General features: G+C 64.3%; 16 protein-coding genes. 3 read left to right on the top strand and 13 right to left on the bottom strand.

Features of this window, described 5'->3' with window-relative positions; translation table 11 throughout:
* Nucleotides 1-58 precede the first annotated feature (58 nt).
* The 6 genes from L2A60_RS14820 to dxs form a co-directional block, all read right to left on the bottom strand.
* Nucleotides 59-1,894, bottom strand: a complete 1,836-nt coding sequence (locus tag L2A60_RS14820; RefSeq protein ID WP_235705234.1) for a beta strand repeat-containing protein — start codon at nucleotides 1,892-1,894, stop codon at nucleotides 59-61.
* A 177-nt stretch (nucleotides 1,895-2,071) separates the two neighbouring features.
* Entirely contained in the window at nucleotides 2,072-2,887 is an 816-nt protein-coding gene (gene hpnK / locus L2A60_RS14815; protein ID WP_235705233.1) for a hopanoid biosynthesis-associated protein HpnK, read from the bottom strand.
* A gap of 79 nt (nucleotides 2,888-2,966) precedes the next feature.
* Nucleotides 2,967-4,391, bottom strand: a complete 1,425-nt coding sequence (gene hpnJ, locus L2A60_RS14810; protein WP_235705232.1) for a hopanoid biosynthesis associated radical SAM protein HpnJ — start codon at nucleotides 4,389-4,391, stop codon at nucleotides 2,967-2,969.
* A gap of 10 nt (nucleotides 4,392-4,401) precedes the next feature.
* Nucleotides 4,402-5,580 (bottom strand): bacteriohopanetetrol glucosamine biosynthesis glycosyltransferase HpnI, encoded by a 1,179-nt coding sequence (gene hpnI, locus L2A60_RS14805; RefSeq protein WP_235705231.1) that lies wholly within the window; start codon nucleotides 5,578-5,580, stop codon nucleotides 4,402-4,404.
* Nucleotides 5,581-5,583: 3 nt separating this feature from the next.
* The gene (locus L2A60_RS14800) at nucleotides 5,584-6,207 is read right to left on the bottom strand and encodes an MlaC/ttg2D family ABC transporter substrate-binding protein (RefSeq protein WP_235705230.1); all 624 of its coding nucleotides are present in this window, start codon (nucleotides 6,205-6,207) and stop codon (nucleotides 5,584-5,586) included.
* 17 nt (nucleotides 6,208-6,224) lie between these two features.
* Complete coding sequence (gene dxs / locus L2A60_RS14795) at nucleotides 6,225-8,168, bottom strand: 1-deoxy-D-xylulose-5-phosphate synthase (RefSeq protein WP_235705229.1); 1,944 nt, start codon at nucleotides 8,166-8,168, stop codon at nucleotides 6,225-6,227.
* Between the two features lie 402 nt (nucleotides 8,169-8,570).
* Here dxs and ispH point away from each other — a divergent pair, with 402 nt between their 5' ends.
* Nucleotides 8,571-9,557 (top strand): 4-hydroxy-3-methylbut-2-enyl diphosphate reductase, encoded by a 987-nt coding sequence (ispH, locus tag L2A60_RS14790; protein ID WP_235705252.1) that lies wholly within the window; start codon nucleotides 8,571-8,573, stop codon nucleotides 9,555-9,557.
* An 87-nt stretch (nucleotides 9,558-9,644) separates the two neighbouring features.
* On the top strand, nucleotides 9,645-10,796 hold the full coding sequence (hpnH, locus tag L2A60_RS14785) for an adenosyl-hopene transferase HpnH (protein ID WP_235705228.1): 1,152 nt from the start codon (nucleotides 9,645-9,647) through the stop codon (nucleotides 10,794-10,796).
* A 14-nt stretch (nucleotides 10,797-10,810) separates the two neighbouring features.
* Here the strand turns inward: hpnH and L2A60_RS14780 are convergent, their stop codons facing one another.
* From L2A60_RS14780 to L2A60_RS14750, 7 genes are all read right to left on the bottom strand, one after another.
* On the bottom strand, nucleotides 10,811-11,629 hold the full coding sequence (locus L2A60_RS14780) for a response regulator transcription factor (RefSeq protein ID WP_235705227.1): 819 nt from the start codon (nucleotides 11,627-11,629) through the stop codon (nucleotides 10,811-10,813).
* A 186-nt stretch (nucleotides 11,630-11,815) separates the two neighbouring features.
* A complete protein-coding gene (locus L2A60_RS14775) occupies nucleotides 11,816-12,283 on the bottom strand; it encodes a molybdenum cofactor biosynthesis protein MoaE (protein WP_235705226.1) in 468 nt (155 codons plus the stop codon).
* A gap of 52 nt (nucleotides 12,284-12,335) precedes the next feature.
* Nucleotides 12,336-12,587: a molybdopterin converting factor subunit 1 gene (moaD, locus tag L2A60_RS14770; protein WP_235705225.1), complete on the bottom strand. Its 252-nt coding sequence runs from the start codon at nucleotides 12,585-12,587 to the stop codon at nucleotides 12,336-12,338.
* 49 nt (nucleotides 12,588-12,636) lie between these two features.
* Nucleotides 12,637-13,389 carry a hypothetical protein gene (locus L2A60_RS14765; RefSeq protein WP_235705224.1) on the bottom strand — a complete coding sequence of 251 codons (753 nt, stop codon included), beginning with the start codon at nucleotides 13,387-13,389 and terminating at the stop codon, nucleotides 12,637-12,639.
* A 73-nt stretch (nucleotides 13,390-13,462) separates the two neighbouring features.
* The gene (pgsA, locus tag L2A60_RS14760; RefSeq protein ID WP_235705223.1) at nucleotides 13,463-14,047 is read right to left on the bottom strand and encodes a CDP-diacylglycerol--glycerol-3-phosphate 3-phosphatidyltransferase; all 585 of its coding nucleotides are present in this window, start codon (nucleotides 14,045-14,047) and stop codon (nucleotides 13,463-13,465) included.
* A gap of 9 nt (nucleotides 14,048-14,056) precedes the next feature.
* Nucleotides 14,057-15,571 (bottom strand): phospholipase D-like domain-containing protein, encoded by a 1,515-nt coding sequence (locus tag L2A60_RS14755; protein ID WP_235705222.1) that lies wholly within the window; start codon nucleotides 15,569-15,571, stop codon nucleotides 14,057-14,059.
* Nucleotides 15,568-16,323, bottom strand: a complete 756-nt coding sequence (locus L2A60_RS14750; protein WP_235705221.1) for an MOSC domain-containing protein — start codon at nucleotides 16,321-16,323, stop codon at nucleotides 15,568-15,570. The genes L2A60_RS14755 and L2A60_RS14750 overlap by 4 nt, the downstream gene beginning before the upstream one ends.
* Nucleotides 16,324-16,434: 111 nt before the next feature.
* Between L2A60_RS14750 and clpB the strand changes: the two genes are divergently transcribed.
* Nucleotides 16,435-19,017 (top strand): ATP-dependent chaperone ClpB, encoded by a 2,583-nt coding sequence (gene clpB, locus L2A60_RS14745; RefSeq protein WP_235705220.1) that lies wholly within the window; start codon nucleotides 16,435-16,437, stop codon nucleotides 19,015-19,017.
* The last annotated feature ends 360 nt before the right edge of the window (nucleotides 19,018-19,377 follow it).

Genomic DNA, 19,377 nt, shown 5'->3' with positions numbered 1-19,377 from the left:
AGATCACGGGGCGGTGACCGAGAGAGACCGGCGCGGGGGGTTCAGGCGTGGGAGACGATCAGGTCAGGACCGTGCCCGATCCGCTGCCGGCGGCGGTGAGGGGCGAGGTGATGCCGGTCATGGCAATATGCGTGCCATCGCTCAAGGTGAGGCTCAGCGCGCCGCCCGAGACGGTCTGCGTAGTTACCGTGATCCCCGAACCCAGCGTGATCTTGTCGGTCGCGAGACGGAAACCGCTGATCACGTCGGTTGTCCCGGCCGAATTGCCGTCGAAGACGAAATTGTTCAGGGCGGCATTGGCGCCGCCGATCATGGTCGCACTTCCCGGTCCGGCGACGAGATTGTTGGTTCCGCTCCCGCCGGTCAATGTGTCGCCATTGCCGCCCGCGTAGAGCGTATTGGTGCCGGAACCGCCTGTGAGCGAATTGCTGCCGCTGATACCGCCGAACGCGGTCAGCCCGCCGGCCCCCGCTTGCGCGGTCACGCTGCCGATGCCGCGCTCGATGACGCTGTGGGACGATCCGCCGATGAAGTCCAGCGAGCCCGCACCGCCATAGACGAAGGCCGAACCGGCGGCGCTGACCGTGTCCGCTCCCGCGCCGACATAGGCGAGCGAGCCTCCGCCGAGCGTCGCGCTGTTCGAGCCGGCGGCGAAAATGACGTAATTGCTCCCAGTCGCGTCGATCGAGGCGTTGCCTTGGGCGAAACCGATCGCCGTGCCGCTCAGGGTCGCGCTATCGCTGGTGCCGCTGCCGCCGAGCACGACGAAGGTGCTGTTGCTGGCGGTGATCGAGTTGTTGGTGCCCCCGGCGAAAATCACGCCGGCGCCGTTGTCGTTCACCGTGTTGCCGGTGCCGTTGAGAAGCACGGTGTCCGCCCCGGAGGCATTGACGATATTGCCGCTGCCGTACGCGAATATCCCGCCCGAGGTCGCGCCGTCGACGACATTGTTCTGGCCGAAAACCGCGAGTGCTGCGCTCCCGCTGCCCGAGATCGTGTTCCCGTTGCCGCTGACCATTGCCTGGACGCCGCCATTCATCGCGATCGCGTTCTGATCGCCGCCGACGAATACGCTCGCCCCGCCGCTCGCGCTCACCGCGTTGCCGGTGCCGTAGACATTGACGGTATCGCTGCCGGTCGCGGAGACTTGGTTGTTCGCGGAACCTGCGGGCAGGCCGACGAACGCGTTGCCGGTCACCGTGATCTGGTTGCCGGCGTTATGGGCGATGATCCGGTCGTTGCCGCCGGAGGTCACCGTGCTCGACCCGGAATCCAGATTGATCGTGTTGTTGCCGCCGGAAGTGGAAATTTCGTTGTAGCTGTTGGGGTTGGACGGGTTGGTGTTCTGGGCGGCGGTGATCGTGTTGTTGCCGCTGTTCACCACGACGCTGTAATTGACCCCGTCGAGGGTGAAATTGTTGTTGCCGCCGCCGGCATAGATGGAATCGACGCCCGTGCCGCCCTTGGGGTCCCAGGTCAGGTTGGTCTGCGCGCTGGTCACCACGAGCTGATTTTCGCCGGCGCCGCCGGTGACGGTCTCGCTGCCGGCGAATGTCGCGATCAACCCGGCAAAGCCGAGATTCGACCCGATCGTCTGGTTCGGCAGAGTGATCGACCCCGGCGTGGCAACCGTGCCCGAAAGATAGACGTAGTCGGCGGTGCTGAAATTGTTCGGCACCGAGGGAAGCGAACCGGCGCTGCCGTCCGCGTTCAGGACGACGGGCGAGGCGGTGATCGGCGTATAGGGCGTCGGGTTGACGACCAGATAGGTGATATTGTTGGTCAATTGCCGTTCGATGACGGGGGCGAGGCTGGAATCGACATTGAACGACACAACCTGGCCCGCGGCGCTCTCGACGGAGACGACGCTCGTAGAGATCTGGGAACCGGACACGAAATTCTCCTTCAATGGCAGCTTTGGGGCAACACGGAGTCTTACCGAACGATCGTTAAAATCCGGTCAACGCGCAGACCGGAATTGTGCGATCACCCCATAATGCAACTTAAAGATGTCAACAAGTTAAACTTCGTCGCATCGTCGTATCGAAATCTCGCTGCAACACTTCAGGTTTCAAAAATGCTCCACCCGCAGGGCGAGCAGGGTATCCAGCTCTTCCTCATGCCGGTAGCCGGGCATCAGCCGCTCCAATCCGTCGTCATGACGGGTTGCCGGGTGAAAATAGATCTCGCTGGTGCCCTCGGGCAGATGGACCAGCAAGGTGCGGAGTTTTGCGCCGGTCATCCGGCCCGACCATTTTATCCCGAACACGTGATCGGCGCTGGCGAGCCCGGCTTGTAGCACCTGGCGGCGCAGCACCGACGACCACCGATACAAAGCGTGGGAGCCAAGGCCCGGACGCTCGCCGCAGGCGGCGAGGACCGCGGGCGGCTCGGCGGGCACCCGGATGCGGCTGAGCCCGAATGCGCGTCCGGTCCCGATCATCAGTTTCGCAACCGTGGGATGCAGATGCATGTGCTTGTGGGAATCGGCGTGATGCAGCGCAAGCCCGGTCGCGCGAAAGGCTTCGAACTGGGCGCGGATTTCCAGCTCGAGTTCCCGGCGTGCCGCCGGTGAGAAAAAGTAGCGGAAACCGCGCGCGACCTGATCGGCGCCGAAGCGGCCGTCCGGGGTGGTGATATGTGGCAGAGCCCGATGGCCGAGCACCGAATCGCCATCGACCAGCACCAGGTGCAGCCCGACCTTGAGGTCCGGCAGACGTTTGGCACGGGCGACGGCATCCGCCGCCGCCGGCCCCGCGACCATCAGGCTCGCCTGGGTCAGCACCCCGTCGCGATGGGCGATCTCGACCGCTTCGTTGACGCTTTCGCTCAGGCCGAAATCGTCGGCCGAAAATATCAGCTCAGAGTGTGATGAGTTTAGACTCATCACACTCTGCTTTTTGTTTGACGAGCAATTTCATGGCTTTGCTGGACCGCTCCGCGATTCCATCAAACACCATATTGCTCTAGGCAGCGTGCCGCTCGCGCAGGAACTGGAAGAATTCGACGCCCTCGCGCAGCCGGCGCTTCATCATCTGCGGGCTGCGGATCATTTCGTTGACGATGGCGGCGATTTTCGGCGCGCGGAAATAGAATTTCTTGTAGAAGGTCTCAACGCTGTCGAAAATCTCGGTATGGGTCAGATGCGGGTAATGCAGCGGCGCGATCTGGATGCCGTGATCGTCGATCAGTTCGGCATTGGCGATATCGAGCCAGCCATTCTCCACCGCCTGATCGTAGAGGAAGGTGCCCGGATAGGGTGCCGCGAGCGAGACCTGAATGGTGTGTGGGTTGATCTCCTTGGCGAACTCGATCGTCTCGCGGATGGTCTCCTGGGTTTCGCCGGGCAGGCCGAGGATGAAGGTGCCGTGGATCTTGATGCCGAGATCGTGGCAATCCCTGGTGAACTTCTTGGCGACCTCGATTCGCATGCCTTTCTTGATGTTGTGCAGGATCTGCTGGTTGCCGCTCTCGTAGCCGACCAGAAGCAGGCGCAGCCCGTTGTCGCGCAGGATTTTCAGCGTGTCGCGCGGCACGTTGGCCTTGGCGTTGCACGACCAGGTGACGCCGAGCTTGCCGAGCTCGCGGGCGATCGCCTCGGCGCGCGGCAGATTGTCGGTGAAGGTGTCGTCATCGAAGAACAGCTCGCGCATCTGCGGGAAATCGGCTTTGATCTGTCTGACCTCGGCGATGACGTGCTCGACCGAGCGGGTGCGGTAGCGATGTCCGCCGACGGTCTGCGGCCATAGGCAGAAGGTGCAGCGCGATTTGCAGCCCCGCCCGGTATAGAGCGAGACATAGGGGTGCATCAGGTAGCCGATGAAATAGTCCTCGATTTTCAGGTCGCGCTTATAGACATCGGTGACGAAGGGCAGGCTGTCCATATCTTCGAGGATGGTGCGATCCTTGTTGTGGACGATGGCGCCGGCGCCATCGCGATAGGAAATCCCGTCCACCTCGGCGAAGTCGCGGCCTTCGGCGATTTCCTTGATGGTGAAATCGAATTCGTTGCGGGCGACGAAATCGACCGGCGCCGCGCGTTCCAGGCTTTCCTGCGCCTGCACCGCGACCTTGGCGCCGATGAAGCCGATTTTCACGCCAGGATTCTCGGCCTTGATCCGTTCCGCGACCTTCACGTCATTGGCGAAGGACGGGGTGGAGGTGTGGATGATGACCAGCTCGGCTTCGCGCGCATGGGGAAGCACATCGGCCATGGCGAGGCCGGCGGGCGGCGCGTCGATCAGTTTCGAGCCTGGGATCAGCGCAGCCGGCTGAGCGAGCCAGGTCGGGAACCAGAACGAGCGGATTTCCCGCTTCGCCTGATAGCGCGAGCCGGCGCCGCCATCGAACCCGTCGAAGGACGGGGGTTGCAGGAACAGGGTCTTCATCATCGCATCGATCCTAACTCGTCCGCTTGGTCAACCGCTTGGTCGTAGCGCTGCCGCCATCGGCGCGCAGAACATGGCCGCGCCATTCGACCGTATCGCTCCAGAAACTGGCCAGGAAAATGGCCGCCGACAGACCATCGCGCAAGAGGAAAAGCCACGGCGCGGCGGTCTTGGCAAGGCCCGGCGCCGCCGGGCCGGCGCTATTGATGCCGAGCCGGCGTTCCAGGCGGCGCGCGATCGCGTAGCGGATCATCGCGGCAAAGCCGAGCGCAATCCAGGCCCAGGGCGCGAATCCGGTGAGCAGAAGTGCCATCGCCGCCCAGAACAGCGGGAACTGGATCACCAGCCCCCAATAGGCGCCGGGAACCAGGGCTCGGATCGTGCGCGCCCAGCGCAATTCGTGGCGGATCAGTGCGCGGAAGTCGGTTTCGGTCACCGTGGTCGCCGGAATCACCGGTGCCAGCACTACCGCCGATCCGGCGTCGCGTACCTTGCGGCCAAGCACGTTGTCGTCGGCGAGATGGTCGAGCAGCGCTTCCAACCCGCCGACCCGCTCGAGCGTGGCGCGCGACAGTGCCATCGTGGCACCCAGGCAGTCCTGCCGGCCGAAGCGGCGGGCGAGCGCCGCACCCGGTAAAAACAGATGGTTGATCTGCATGGCGCCGAGCCGGGCGGGGAGATCGGCCGAAGCGGGCAGGCCGGTATAGAAACTGGTCGCGAGTCCGGCGCCTTGCTGGGTCAGCGCGCTGAGCACCGAGGCGAGAAAATCCGGCGGAACATGCATGTCCGCATCCGATATCACCAGCAACTCGTGCCGGGCGGAAGGCAGCATGTTGATCAGGTTGGCGACCTTGCGGTTGCGTCCCGGCGGCGTCGGGCCGGCGACCACGGCGATATCGGTGCGCGGATAGCGGCGGCGGAGTTTCTCGACGATGCCGAGCGCCGGATCTGCCGGATCGTCCGTGCCGAAAATGAGCTGAAATTTCGTGTGGTCGAGCAGGAAAAACGATTCCAGCGCGGTCTCCAGCAAAGGTTCCGCCCCGTGCAGCGGCTTGAGAATCGAGACCGGCGGCAACGATGTGCCCGGTGCGGGCGCTCGGCGCTGCGGTCGGACCAGCAAGGAGCCGATCGCCTGCTGGGCCAGGCCCGCGATGCAGAGCGCCTCCGCGAACGCGGACAGGACCGCAACCATCACTCAGTCCTTTATCGCACCGTTCGAAAGGGTCGCGACTTTCTTCTTCAGCGCGTCGATCAGTTGCGTGGCGTTGCCGGGGGCGACCAGCCCGCTGAAATCGGATCGCTGGGTCGCGACCTTGCTGATCGTACCGTCGAACAGCACATCGGTAATTTTCCAGGCGCCGCCGGCATCGGTCATGACATAGGCGAGGCGGGTTTTCTTGCCGGATTTCGAGACCAGATCGGTCGCAACCACCCGGCGGGCGCCGACCTTGCGGGCGCCGGGCAGAATGTCGAAGCGCTGGCCGTCATAGGAATCGAAGCTATGGATGTAGCTCGCCACCGTATATTGACGGAACAATTTGCCGAGTTCCTGCTGCTCTGCCGCGGGAACCTGCGACCAGAGCAGGCCGACGGAGAATTGCAGGATCTCGGCGAGATCGAAGCTCTGCTCGACCACCGGCTTGAGCGCGGCGTAGCGCGCGGCAAAGCTCTGACGGGCGCTACCGGCCTTCATCAAGGCGATCAGCGCGTTGTCCAGAGCCTCGATCGGTTGCGTTTCGGGTGCAGCGGCGCGTGCAGCCGGAACGGCGAACGGCAGCACCGCGGCGAGCGGCGCTGCGAGGAGAATGCGGCGTTTCATGACCCCAGATACTGGGATCATTGTGCCGGAATTGCGACCGCCACCGGGTCTTTTTCGGAAGTTTCGGCATGGCCGAGTGCGGCGAGCGCGTGGGCGACGATGTCCTTGGCGGTCAATCCCGCGTCGATCAACTGGCCGGCGGGCGTGTTGTGGTCGATGAAGCGGTCCGGCAAGGTCATCGGGCGGAAGCGGAGTCCATGATCGAAAGCGCCGGTCCAGGCGAGATGGTGGGCGACGGCCGCGCCGAACCCGCCGGACGCACCGTCCTCGATGGTGATCAGAACCTCGTGGTGGCGGGCGAGCTGGCCGATCAGGCCGGTATCGAGCGGCTTCATGAAGCGGGCATCGGCGACGCTGGTGGGAAAGCCGCGCGCGGCGAGTTCGTCCGCGGCTTTCAGCGCGTCGTGCAGGCGCGGACCGAGGGCGAGGATCGCGATCCGGCTGCCCTCGCGGATCATCCGCCCGGTGCCGATCTCCCACGGCGTGCCGCGCGCCGGCAGGTCGAGCCCGATTCCCTCGCCGCGCGGATAGCGGAATGCGGAGGGCCGGTCGCCGATCGTGGCGGCGGTGGCGACGCAATGCATCAGCTCCACCTCGTCGGACGGCGCCATCACCACCATGCCCGGCAGGCAGCCGAGATAGGCGAGGTCGTAGGCGCCGGCATGGGTGGCGCCATCGGCGCCGACCAGCCCGGCGCGGTCCAACGCGAACCGCACGGGGAGCGACTGGATCGCCACGTCATGCACCACCTGGTCGTAGGCGCGCTGCAGGAAGGTGGAATAGATCGCGCAGAACGGTGCCATGCCCTCGGTCGCCATGCCGGCGGCGAAGGTGACCGCGTGCTGCTCGGCGATGCCCACGTCGAAGGTCCGGCTCGGGAATTTCTTGCCGAACGCGTCGAGTCCGGTGCCGCTCGGCATCGCCGCGGTGACCGCGACGATGCGCGGATCGGCCTCGGCCTCGGCGATCAGGGCATTGGCGAACACCTTGGTGTAGGAGGGCGGACCGGGCGGCGCCTTGGCTTGCTCGCCGGTGACCACGTTGAACTTGGAGACGCCGTGATATTTGTCGGCGGAGGCTTCGGCCGGCTCATAGCCCTTGCCCTTCTGGGTGACGACATGGAGCAGAATCGGCTCCTCGCCGTCGGCGTCGCGCAGATTGCGCAGGACTGGGAGGAGGTGGTCGAGGTTGTGGCCGTCGATCGGGCCGACATAGTAAAAGCCCAGCTCCTCGAACAGCGTGCCGCCGGTCAGGATGCCGCGGGCATATTCCTCGGCGCGCTTGGCGGTGCGTTCGATCGTGCGTGGGAAACGCTTGGCCATCCGCGCCGCGAAATCGCGCAAGCTCAGGAAGCTGCGCGAGGAGATCAGCCGCGAGAGATAGGCGCTCATCGCGCCGACCGGCGGGGCGATCGACATGTCGTTGTCGTTCAGCACGACGATCAGGCGGGATTTGCCGGCGCCGGCATTGTTCATCGCCTCGTAGGCCATGCCGGCGCTCATCGCGCCGTCGCCGATCACCGCGATGACGTTGCGCTTCGGTGTCTCGCCCTTGAGGTCGCGCGCGACCGCCATGCCGAGCCCGGCGGAAATCGAGGTCGAGGAATGGGCGGCGCCGAACGGGTCGTATTCGCTTTCCGAACGGCGGGTGAAGCCGGACAGGCCGCCCGGCTGGCGCAGCGTGCGGATGCGGTCGCGCCGGCCGGTCAGGATTTTATGCGGATAGGTCTGATGGCCGACATCCCAGATCAGCCGGTCATGCGGGGTGTCGAACACGGCATGGACGGCGACGGTCAGTTCGACCACCCCGAGCGAGGCGCCCAGATGGCCGCCGGTGACCGAGACCGTATCGATCGTCTCGGCACGGAGCTCATCGGCGAGCTGCCTGAGCTGATCGGTCGAGAGGTTGCGCAGGTCGGACGGCGTCCTTACCCGGTCGAGCAGCGGGGTGCGCGGGGGCATCAGCGCCCTACCCCGGCACTGGGTTCCTGCCGGTCGCCAATTCTATCTGCGGTCATGCTGATCCTCATATCCGTAACGAACATCCTTGCTGGTACGCGGCTGGTGCTGCGTCCAAGCGTGCCACCCGCCGATGATTCCGGTCAAGGAATAGCCGAGTCTCGACACTCAGACATACGCGCAACCGGCGGGAAATGAAACCGGCGGACCGGTTTGGCAAGAGAGCATGACAAATTCGCAACATTGCCGCCCGGTAAGGGGCGCGCAATGCGGTCCGGCGATGGCGGCTCTTGCGGAACCGATGCCCGATGACCTATTTCAGGTCCCTTGAAATGAAATCGGGGCTCGAGAACGTCCCGCTCCCGGCGTTCACCCCGAACACGAAAGGGCGACGGCACGATGGATATGTCTCTCATCCAGACCGAGACGGTGCAAGCCGCGCCCCCGGTCGGGACCGCGTCCGCGATGAAGGTGATTCTCGCCCAGCCGCGCGGGTTCTGCGCCGGCGTCGAACGCGCGATCGAGATTGTCGAACGCGCCCTGGTGAAGTTCGGCCCGCCGATCTATGTACGTCACGAGATCGTCCACAACCGCCACGTGGTCGAGGATCTGCGGTCTCGCGGGGCGGTGTTCGTCGATGAGGTCAGCGAGGTGCCTGACGGCGCGATCACCGTGTTTTCCGCTCACGGCGTCGCCCGCAAGGTGCAGCAGGCGGCGGCGAACCGGGCCTTGCCGGTGATCGACGCGACCTGTCCGCTGGTCGCCAAGGTGCATTCCGAGGGACGGCGCTATGCCGGGCAGGGCCGGGAAATCATTCTGATCGGACATGCCGGCCATGCGGAAGTCGAGGGGACGATCGGCCAGATCGACGGCAGGGTCTATCTGGTTCAGACGGTCGAGGATGTCGCCGCTCTCGCGGTGGAGAACCCGGACCGGCTCGCCTACATCACCCAGACGACCCTGTCGGTCGACGACACGCGCGGGATCATCGCCGCCCTTCAGGCCCGGTTTCCCTCGATCATCGGTCCCGATGTGCGCGATATCTGCTATGCTACCCAGAACCGCCAGGAGGCGGTGCATCATCTCGCCGAACAGGTCGAGCTCATCCTCGTGGTGGGTAGCCGGAATTCCTCCAATTCCAACCGGCTGCGCGAGATCGGCGCGGAACTCGGCCGGCCGTCCTATCTGATCGACGACGCCGACCATCTCGACCCGAGCTGGTTCGAGGGGATCAGGACCGTGGGCGTCACCGCCGGCGCTTCCGCGCCGGAAGTGCTGGTGCGCGGGGTGCTGGAGGGGCTGAAGCGGTTCGGGCCGATCGAGATCGAGATGCTCGCCGGCACGCCGGAGGATGTCCGGTTCAAGCTGCCGAACGAAGTGATCGATGCGTGACCGCGACGGCGGAGTCATCGACGCGTGACGATTTGCCTAATTATGCTGTAATCTAATTAGGCGCCTTTGTAATTCGAGGAGTGTTCCATGGGCGTGCCGCTCAACCAGGCGATCAAGGTCGGAACCTATGTGCTCAAGCAGCACCTGACCGGACGCAAGCGCTATCCGCTGGTGCTGATGCTGGAGCCGCTGTTCCGCTGCAATCTCGCCTGCTCCGGCTGCGGCAAGATCGACTATCCGGCGCCGATCCTAAACCAGCGCCTGTCGGTCGCCGACGCGCTGGAGGCGGTGGACGAGTGCGGCGCGCCGGTCGTTGCGATCGCGGGCGGCGAGCCGCTGCTGCACAGGGAAATGCCGGAAATCGTCGAGAAAATCCTGGCGCGCGGCAAGTTCATCTATCTTTGCACCAACGCATTGTTGCTGGAAAAGAAGATCGACCAGTACACGCCGCACAAGAATTTCTGCTGGGACATCCATCTTGACGGCGACCGCGACATGCATGACCGCGCGGTGAGCCAGGAGGGGGTTTATGAGCGGGCGGTCGCGGCGATCAAGCTCGCCAAGGCCAAAGGGTTCCGGGTTTCGATCAACTGCACCCTGTTCGACGGGACCGATCCCGCGCGGGTCGCCGGTTTCCTCGATACCGTGAACGAGATCGGCGTCGATGGCGTGATGACCTCGCCGGGCTATGCCTATGAGCGCGCGCCGGACCAGGAGCATTTCCTCAATCGCCAGCGCACCAAGGAGCTGTTCCGGGCGATTTTCCGCTACGGCAAGGAACGGAAAGCGCAGGGCAAGACGTGGAAATTCAACCAGTCGCCGCTGTTCCTCGACTTCCTGGCCGGCAACCAGACCTATAAGTGCACCCCGTGGGGCAATCCGACGCGCAACGTGTTCGGCTGGCAGCGGCCCTGCTATCTGCTCGGTGAAGGCTATGCCAAGACTTACAAGGAACTGATGGACACTACGGATTGGGACAAATACGGCGTCGGCAACTACGAGAAATGCGCCGACTGCATGGTCCATTCCGGGTTCGAAGCCACCGCCGTCGTCGATTCGGTCAAGCGCCCGTGGAAACTGGCCAAGCTCGCAATCCAGGGCATCCGCACCGAGGGGCCGATGGCGAAGGATATCCCGCTCGATGGTCAACGGCCGGCGGAATACGTGTTCTCCCGTCACGTCGAGCAGAAAATGGCGGAAATCCACGCCAAGCCGCAGGCGGCCGGCGCCGCCGAATAGACAGGCGCGTTCGATCAGGTTCCGACGCGCAGCAGGGCGCCGGAACCCGGCCGGTGGCCGGCCGAACCCTCGATTCCGGCCCGCTCGATCGCCGGGGTGGGCATGGCGCGTTTTTCGGCGACCATGTAGCCACGGCCCCAATTGGTCTCGATCAGTTCCCCGGCACCGAGAGCTGCGAGCTTCTTGCGGATCTTGCAGATGAAGACATCGATGATCTTGGGGTTGGGTTCGTCGAGCCCGCCATAGAGATGGTCGAGGATGGCTTCCTTGCTCAGCACGCAGCCTTTGCGCAGGGCGAGGATTTCGACGATCTGATATTCTTTTTTCGTGAGGCTCACTTCGGTGCCCGCCGTGAAGATTTTTTTCGCGTTCATATTGATTTCGACAGTACCGATCACGAGCGACGGGCTCTGAAAGCCCCGGCTGCGCCGGACCTGATTCTGTACGCGCAGGAAAATCTCGTCCTGGGACATCGCGCTGACGATCAGATCATCGATTCCGGCTTCCAGAACCCTTAGCCTTGTCGGTTCGGCGAGCGCATGAGCTACCGCGATGATAGGACAGCGCAGACCACCGATGCGCAGACGGCGAATCAGGTCAACCTCGTTCGGCCGGCTGTCGGCGATGCGTAATACCACCGCGTCGTAATCGTAGAAGCGCACGAGATCGAGCGCCTCTTCCGGGTCGGACGTTTCATCCGCGACCGCCAGCTTGGATTTGAAAAAAGCGGTTAGAACGTCTCGATTATCAAGATATGTCCCAAAAAATAGTATTTTCATAACAATCTCCAGTTGTTTCAAACAATGAATACAACCAGAGGAAGCTTGCGTCAACAAAATAATTTTAATTTGATATCAATTGTTGAAATAATAAGACAAATACAATTTGAAATGAATAGGATAATATTTTCGACAATTGGATTATGAGCAGATGACGGTGTCACCGCTCGGTGCACGGCAGCGCGATGGTTTCCGAGGAGGTGAATTTATGGTTCGAGGGAGCGGGAACCGCGCCGGATATCAGGCGGCTGTCGTGCCGCCGATTTGCCAGCGATCGCGGGCCTTCTGATCGTCGGTGCGCGCCTCGACCCAGGCGGAGCCGCCTTCGGCGAAGTCCTCGCGCTTCCAGAACGGCGCGTCGGTTTTCAGCCAGTCGATCAGGAAGGCGGTAGCCTCAAGCGCGTCGCCGCGATGGGCGCTGGACGCGGCGGCGAGCACGATGCGCGAACCGGGCACCAACCGGCCGATCCGGTGAATGATGACACAATCGGTCAGCCGCCAGCGCGTCATGGCCGTCTCGGCGATGCCGGCGAGGGCGGTTTCGGTCATGCCCGGATAATGCTCGAGGGTCAGCGCGGCCAGTTCCCGTCCATCCGATTCGCCACGCACGACTCCCACGAAGCTGGCAATCGCGCCGGCGCCGGATTCAAGCCGGGCAAGCTCGGCGCCCACATCGAAATCTTCCGTGGTTACCAAAATGCGTGGCATGAGATTGACCGCTCAAATGAAGATAGGCGCAATTGACGGAACGTCATCGCGGCTATCCGCCGGTGAAGGGCGGGAAATAGGCGACTTCCCGCGCCGTACCCAAAGCCGCGCCGTCCGTGACGAAACGCTGGTCGAGCGCGATCTTGATCGCGCGCCGGTCGGCGAAGGCTTTCGCGTGGGCCGGGCTGCGCGCCGCGAGATAGTCGGTCAGCGCGCCGATCGTCGTCACCTCGGCGGGCGGCGTGATGTCTTCCTCGGCATGGCCGATGCGCTCGCGCAACCAGGCAAAATAGAGGATTTTCATGGTCTGGATATGGGGATCGAATGGTTGCCGGTCACCGATGGGTCCCGAATTATTGACCTTGGACGGTGACCACCTGCCCATCGGGCTGGATCAGTGTCGCCGTGCCGTTGCCGTTGGGGATCAGAATGCCGCCGCCCTGGCCGTTGATCGGGGCGACGGTCTGATAGCGGCCGTTGCTGGCGCCGGTCACCACGCCGGCCGGACCGGCCGGGCTCATCAGCGTCTCGCCCACGGCGAATCCCTTGCCGGCGGAAATGGCGGGCGCGGGCGTGGGTTTGACGGCTACCGCCGCTGCCGCATTGGGCATCGCTGTCTGGCTGCTTGGCGGCGGGGTGGAACTGCCGGTCACGGCATGGCCGTAGCCGCCGAATTTGGTGGTGCCGGCATTCGTGCCCGCGGCACCCGGCCGATGCTCCGGCGCGAGGCGGCGCGGCACCGCGCCAAGCGGCACCGAATAGGTCGCAGGAGCGTTGCCGGACCCGGTGCCGTACTGGTTCTGATACTCCTGGCCGAGCGGTACGTTCATATGCTGCTGGATCTCGCTGAGCGTCGGCACCGGGCGCACCGGGCCGGGCCAGACATCGCCGGGTTGCGGGCGGATCGGCTGCACCGCGACATCGTTGCCGCGCACCCGCTGCATGTTGAGCGCATAGCCCTGCGGGGCGTTCGGATCTCCGAACGGATTGATCGTGCTGTCCAGATAATTGCCGACACCCGCGCAGCCGGACAGCAGGAGCGCCATTGCGCCGGGGACCGCGAGACAAAGAGACCGTGTGGTGACAGATCGCGCGCCGCGCCGCATCGGGTTCGTTCCTTCAGAGTTCGGTCGTGCCGTTATGCGCCGGATTGCCCGGTTATCTCAAGCCGGGTCCGGTTCAGGGTGCGAGATCGGGCTGGATCACGTGGCGCAGGCCGGCGGTGAGATAATCCCAGCCGGTGACGAGGGTGAGGAGAGCGGCGATCCAGAGCAGGGCGCCGCCCACCGCCGTGGCGGGGAAGCCGGCGAAGCCGAGCACCCGCGCGCCGGAATCGCCCAGCAGCAGCAGCCCCAGAGAGACCATCTGGGTCGCGGTTTTCCATTTCGCGAGTTTGGTGACCGGCAGGCCGATGCGGATGCCCGCCAGATATTCGCGCAGGCCCGAGACCAGGATTTCGCGCAGCATGATGACGATGGCGGGATAGATGCCGAAGGGCGGCAGCCGGTGAAACCCGACCAGGACCATGAGGGTGGCGCCGACCAGGAGCTTGTCGGCGATCGGGTCGAGCATCCGGCCCAGATCGGACAATTGCCGGCGGGAGCGGGCGAGCTGACCGTCGAGCCAGTCGGTGATTGCGGCGAGGGCGAACAGCAAAGCGGCGAGGAGATCGGCGAGCGGTGCGCGAAGTGCGACCAGCAGCACCAGCAGCGGGATCGCGGCGATGCGCGACAGGGTCAGCACGTTCGGCAGATCGGTCAACATGGAGGAAGATTAGGCCGATTTCGCGCCATAGGTAAGCCGGGTGATGAGTTGGCGCGGTCGCGGCGCGCCGATCAGCCGCAGCGCGCGAACAAAATTGGGTTCCATCGCCTCGGGGCAGTCCGGGTCGAGCACACCGCTTTCGGCGATATGTGTTTCCAGGTCGTTGATCGGCGGTGGCACGAACGGGACGAGGCTGCGCCCACTGGGGCGGGCGAGGGCATCGAACGCGCCAACCAGCGAGCCGGTCCGCGTGATCGCGGCGCGCAATGTATCGATGGTTGTGCCGAGATGCTCGGCGAGCAGCGCGTCGCGCACATCCAGGATCGCGGCCCGTATCTCCGGCCGGTCGGGGCCGTCCGGCGGCACCTCGATCGCGAGGTCGCATTCGGTATCGAGGCCCATCGAGCGGTTGTTGATGTTCGAGGACCCGACGCGGAGCAGGATATCGTCGATCACCAGCACCTTGGCGTGGACGTAGATATCCGCACCGCCTTCGGTGACCGGCGTGGCGAAGCGCAGCCGTCCGCCATGGTCGAGCCGGCGCAGGTCGCGCAACAGCAAGGCGCGGGCCGAGCCCATTGCTTCCTCTTCGAGCCAGCCGGAGGCGCGCTTGGGATTGACGATGATGATTTCGGGGCCATCCGGTTCGGCGAGGCGGGCCGCGATGGCGGCACCGATCCGCGGCGCGGCGAAATACTGGCTTTCCAGATAAATGCTGCGCCGTGCCGCGCCGATGGCGGCGAGGTAGAGCGCCTCGATCTCGCGCGTCTCGGCCATTTCGGCGGTTTTCGGCCAGGTGCGGGCGATTCCGACCGTGACATCGCGAAACCGTGGTTCGAGGCTGGACGGCCAGGGGATTTCGGCTTCACCCGGCGCCGCGGTCAGGGTTTTGCCGGTGGCGGCGTGCCAGCGCATCCGGGCGAGGTCGCCGAGAGCGCGAGCGGCCTCGCCATCGACCGCGGTGGTGACATCGTGCCAAGGCTCGTGGCGCTTGCCATCCGGTTCGTCGCGATGCGGATCGTTGTCGATATGATCCTTGGTGTCCCACCGGCCGACCGTGCTGTCGATTCCGCCGCAGAAGGCGAGGCGGTCGTCGATCACCACGATTTTCTGATGGTGGCAGCCGCCGCTGGGGTGGTTGGCGTCGAGCCGGAAATGGATGTTGCGCGAGGTGATCCAGTTGAGCAGCACCAGCGGCGTGGTGCCGCGCAGCGGCATTTTCAGGAAGGCGAGATCCCAGCGCAGCACATGCACGTGCAGCGAAGGATTGCGCTTGACCACGAAGGAGAGGAATGCGCCCAGCGTGTTGGGCGCGTCGGGTTCGGTGATTTCGTCGCGTTCCAGCTCGATGCCGGTGTGGAAATCCCAGCCGATCATCAGCACCGTGTGGCGCGCCGCGAGGATCGCCTGTTTCAGCGTGCGGAAATAGGCCGCGCCGTCGATGATGACCGCCATGCGCTTGGCATGGGCGAGGCACCAGCAGGTTTCGCCAGGGCGCAGCACGTGGTTGGAATTGCCGGTCACGACAGGAGTCGCACGGCGTCACCCGGCGCGATCGGGCCGCCTTCGATCACCGTGGCATAGATGCCGCAATCCACATGGCCGAAATTTGTCATCAGCTCCTTCACCGGATTGGCGTCGCGCCGCCTGGTTTCGGGATTGACGCAGGTTGCGGCGCAGCGGGCGATGCGGGCGGTCGCCCGCAATTTCGTGCCGCCGATCGCGATGGTGCGGTTCAGCCAGGTAAATTCTTCCCAGGGATCGAGGCCGGCAAGGTAGAGGCTGGCGCGAAACCGCAGGGGTTGGCGCGGCGCGCCGGCGGCTTCTTCCAGCGCGCGCAGGCTGGGCAGCCCGATCAGGCTGACCACCTGGGTTTTGTTATCGCAGAAACTATGGTTCTCGGCATAGACGAAGCGGGGCGTGCCGCGCATGGCACGAGGCAGGGCGGTGGCAATGAACGCGGCGAGCGCGGTGCGGCCTTCCGGCTCGAACGGCGAGGCGTCGATCGTCGCACCATCCGGGGCGGTCAGGGTGAGCAGGTGCGCGGTCTCGTCAAACCGAGACGCCAGCAAAGCCGCGTCTGGATTGCGGGCGAGGCACAGAAATTCGGTCTTGGAACGCCATGCGGCTGCCGATTCATCGAAGCCGCAATCGCCCTGGGCAAGCGCGAAGGCGCGGTCCCATTCGATCGCGCGGCCGGGGCGCAATTGCGCCGTCGCCAGGTTTTCCGGCGTCAGCCCCTTCACCGGGTAGCGATAGATCGAGTCGATCCGCATGGTTTCCCCTCTTGAGTGCGATCAATGCAGGAACCAAATGCCTGGAGCAAGGTCGCGCCATTGCCTATTGAGGGATGACGGGACTGGGTCGCCTATGAAAGGGATCGAATCATGGATTTTGAAAAATTCACCGAACGGGCCAGAGGCTTCGTTCAGGCCGCGCAGACCATCGCGGTCAGGGACTATCACCAGTTCATCACGCCCGAGCACCTGCTCAAGGCGTTTCTCGACGATCAGGAGGGGGCGGCGACCGGGCTGATCCGTGCCGCCGGCGGCGATCCGGGCGCGGTGAAATTCGCCGCCGATGCCGCCGTCGCGAAACTGCCGAAGGTGCAGGGATCGGGCGCGGGCCAGCCGCAGATCACGCCGGATCTACTGCGCGTGCTCGATTCCGCGCAGTCGATGGCGCGGAAGGCCGGGGATGAATATGTCGCGCAGGACCGTGTGCTGGTGGCGCTTGCCGCGAGTGGCACGCCTGCTGGGCGTGCGCTGGCATCGGCCGGGGCTTCGGCGCAGGCGCTGGAGCGCGCGGTCGCTGATATCCGCAAGGGACGCACCGTGGATAGCGCCAATGCAGAGCAGAATTTCGATGCGCTGAAAAAATATGCGCGTGACGTGACCGAAGCGGCGCGGGAGCAAAAACTCGATCCGGTGATCGGGCGCGACGAGGAAATCCGCCGCGCGATCCAGGTGCTCGCGCGCCGCACCAAGAACAACCCGGTGCTGATCGGCGAACCCGGCGTCGGCAAGACCGCGATCGTCGAAGGCTTGGCGCTGCGCATCGTCAATGGCGACGTGCCTGAGGCATTGAAGAATAAGCGGTTGATGGCGCTTGATCTGGGCGCGCTGGTCGCCGGCGCAAAATTCCGGGGCGAGTTCGAGGAACGGCTGAAGGCCGTGCTGAAGGAGATCGAGACCGCGAACGGCGAGATTATTCTGTTCATCGACGAGATGCATACGCTGGTTGGTGCCGGCCGGGCGGATGGCGCGATGGACGCGTCCAACCTGATCAAGCCGGAACTGGCGCGTGGCGCGTTGCACTGCGTCGGCGCCACCACGCTCGATGAGTATCGCAAATACATCGAGAAGGACGCGGCGTTGGCGCGGCGGTTCCAGCCGGTGTTCGTCGATGAGCCGAGCGTGGAGGACACGATTTCGATTCTGCGCGGGATCAAGGAGAAATACGAGCTGCATCACGGCGTGCGGATCGCCGATGCGGCGCTGGTCGCGGCGGCCACGCTGTCGAACCGCTACATCACCGACCGATTCCTGCCCGACAAGGCGATCGACCTCATTGATGAAGCGGCGTCGCGCCTGCGCATGCAGGTCGATTCCAAGCCGGAAGCGCTGGACGAACTCGACCGGCGGCTGATGCAACTCAAAATCGAGCGCGAGGCGTTGCGCAAGGAAAGCGATGCGGCATCCAAGGAGCGGCTTACGCGGCTTGAGGTCGAATTGGCCGATCTCGAAGAGAAATCCGATGCGATGAGTGTCTCGTGGAAAGCCGAGAAAGACAGCCTGGCCGAGACCCAGAAGCTCAAGGAAAAACTCGATCAGGCGCGCGGCGAGATGGAAATGGTCCAACGGGCCGGCAATCTCGCCCGTGCGTCCGAGCTGATGTACGGCGTCATTCCCGATCTCGAACGCAAGCTTGCTGCTGGGCAGGGCGATGGGCATCTGGTCAACGAAGCCGTCACCGAGGAGCAGATCGCCCATGTGGTGTCGCGCTGGACCGGGATTCCGGTCGATCGGATGCTTGAGGGCGAGCGGGCCAAGCTGATCCGCATGGAAGACGAGTTGCGCCGCCGCGTGGTGGGGCAGGAAGCGGCGCTGCACGCGGTGTCGGACGCGGTGCGCCGCGCGCGCGCCGGATTGCAGGACCCGAACCGGCCGATCGGCTCGTTCCTGTTCCTCGGCCCAACCGGCGTCGGTAAGACCGAAACCTGCAAGGCGCTGGCGGAATTTCTGTTCGACGACGAGCGGGCGATGGTGCGGATCGACATGAGCGAGTTCATGGAGAAGCACGCGGTCGCGCGGCTGATCGGCGCGCCGCCCGGCTATGTCGGCTACGAGGAGGGCGGCGTGCTGACCGAGGCGGTACGGCGGCGGCCCTATCAGGTGATCCTGTTCGATGAGGTCGAGAAGGCGCATGAGGATGTGTTCAATGTGCTGCTGCAGGTTCTCGATGACGGCAGGTTGACCGACGGGCAGGGGCGGACGGTCGATTTCAAGAACACGATCATCGTGCTGACCTCCAATCTCGGCAGTGAGATCCTTGCCGCCCAACCCGAAGGCGAGGACGTGATGATGGCCGAGGGGCAGGTGATGCGGATCGTGCGGCAGCATTTCCGGCCCGAATTCCTGAACCGGCTCGACGAGGTCATCCTGTTCCGGCGCCTGCAGCGCGCCGATATGGCGACGATCGTGGATATCCAGTTGCGCCACCTCGAAGCGTTGCTCGCGGACCGCAAGATCACGCTGGAACTCGATCAGACGGCGCACGACTGGCTGGCCGAAACCGGATACGATCCGGTTTATGGCGCAAGGCCGCTGAAACGGGTGATCCAGCGCAGCCTGCAGAACAAGCTCGCGAGCCTCATCCTGGATGGGACGATCCATGACGGGCAGACGGTGAAGGTGACCGCCGGGCCGGACGGTCTCGCGATCGCCGGGCCGCTTGCCCAAGCCGCGTGACTGTCTCTCCCTGCGCCCGGTCCATGCGCGTTCTTCATGGCCGGGCTGCAAGGGAGAAAAATTTTTTCCTGCCGCATGGAAGCGTGGGCAATTCAGAAAAATTCAATGAAATACATGGAGGTTTATGAAATCGGCCGATGCTTGCCGAACGGCGTTGACAGGGGCGGGGGCGGCGCGTAGAAGCCCGTTCACCGCTGACGAGGCGGTGACCGACGGAGCGGGTCAAACCGCAATGTCCGTTTTGTTCTTTGAGGGTTGTGAAGAGGCTAGGAAGGGATACGTTGGTGGCGTTTGGCTGCTTTCTGTGTTGTTTTGCGTTGGGTGTTCTGGGCTGTGAGGCCTGGGACGTCTGGGTGGGGT

Source organism: Acidiphilium iwatense (assembly GCF_021556475.1).
GTDB lineage: Bacteria > Pseudomonadota > Alphaproteobacteria > Acetobacterales > Acetobacteraceae > Acidiphilium > Acidiphilium iwatense.
This window is presented reverse-complemented; position numbering and strand designations above follow the sequence as displayed.